The sequence below is a fragment of the Microcoleus sp. SVA1B4 genome, assembly GCF_036700545.1.
In the GTDB taxonomy this organism is placed as follows: Bacteria; Cyanobacteriota; Cyanobacteriia; order Cyanobacteriales; family Microcoleaceae; genus Microcoleus.
Genome location: NZ_JAUBPB010000171.1, coordinates 1 through 1,313, shown reverse-complemented (window position 1 = coordinate 1,313; position 1,313 = coordinate 1). Strand labels below are relative to the sequence as shown.

Genomic DNA, 1,313 nt, shown 5'->3' with positions numbered 1-1,313 from the left:
TCAAAAAAGCCTTTGAAAAAAAGGAAAAAGAAGCCTGCGGTCTAACTGTACCCAGTTGACCGTCAGGTTAGTTCACGGAAGTTGAGATGATTGCGACGCTAGCGGGAGAGCCCTTTTACACAAAATTTGACTATCAGGTGATTGAGCGGTTTGAAATTTCTCTCCCAAACAGTCAGTTTCTCCCCGTTGTCCGTATGTTTAAGAGCTTGGAGCGCAGCCCGTAAAATATGAGGCATAATAAAATCAGTTTCGGTTAAATGCGATGGTAAATCAATGAGATGACAAAAAAAGCCAATAATTATCAGCCATGTCAATAAAAGTAGAAGTCGTCCCGCACGATCCAAATTGGCGAAGCGCCTTTGAAACTGAGTCGAAACTGATTGCACTTGCACTTGGGGAAAATGTAGTTGCTATACATCACATTGGTAGCACAGCGATTCCACAAATTCATGCAAAGCCGATCGTCGATATGTTAGTTGAGGTTAAAGATATTCTTAAAATCGATACACATAGTGCAGAAATGGAGGCATTAGGTTATCAAGCGATGGGTGAGTTTGGGATATCGGGTCGTCGTTATTTTCGCAAGGGTAGAACCCACCACATTCACAGTTTTGAAGTTGGTTCACCGCAGATAGAGCGCCATTTAGCGTTTCGAGATTATATGATTACCCATTCTGAAACCGCCCAGGAATACAGCGAACTAAAGAGAAAACTTGCCCAAAAATACCCTGATAATATTCAGGCGTACATGGACGGAAAAGATGGGTTCATTAAAGCAATGGATCTGAAAGCTGCAAAGTGGCGAGCATCTCATTAAAATTATGATATGGGAAGTGGCAATTCTTGATATTAAGCCTAATATGACTGGAGCAACATAACATATGAGTGATATCGGTCTCACACACATCGCACTGCCCGTTTCTGATGTCGATCGCACTATCGAATTCTACTCCAAGTATGCTGGAATGCAGGTCGTTCACCGCCGCATCGATGCAGAAACTGGTGTTGCTGTGGTCTGGCTCTCCGATCGCACTCGCCCTTTTGTAATTGTGCTAATTCAAACAGACTCCGTACATCCCGTTCTGTCTCCCTTTGCACACCTCGGAGTAGGTTGCAAAAGCCGCGAATATATGGACGAACTCTGCGACAAAGCACGTCAAGAAGGCGTGCTGCTTGAGGAACCAAAAGATGCTGGATATCCGATCGGCTACTGGGCTTTTTTGCGAGACCCGGACGGTCAATCGATTTTAGATTTTAGATTTTAGATTTTAGATTTACTTGCGCGAGATAAATGCGGGGGCAATAAGTGATTT

General features: G+C 43.7%; 2 protein-coding genes. Both read left to right on the top strand.

The features are described from left to right. The first annotated feature begins 307 nt into the window (after positions 1–307). Complete coding sequence (locus QT987_RS29760) at positions 308–817, top strand: GrpB family protein (protein WP_333247089.1); 510 nt, start codon at positions 308–310, stop codon at positions 815–817. A gap of 64 nt (positions 818–881) precedes the next feature. Next, a complete protein-coding gene (locus QT987_RS29755) occupies positions 882–1,265 on the top strand; it encodes a VOC family protein (protein ID WP_333247087.1) in 384 nt (127 codons plus the stop codon). The last annotated feature ends 48 nt before the right edge of the window (positions 1,266–1,313 follow it).

Coding starts and splice junctions, on each gene's coding strand:
- QT987_RS29760 (WP_333247089.1), top strand. CDS start 308: ATGTCAATAAAAGTAGAAGTCGTCCCGCACGATCCAAATTGGCGAAGC.
- QT987_RS29755 (WP_333247087.1), top strand. CDS start 882: ATGAGTGATATCGGTCTCACACACATCGCACTGCCCGTTTCTGATGTC.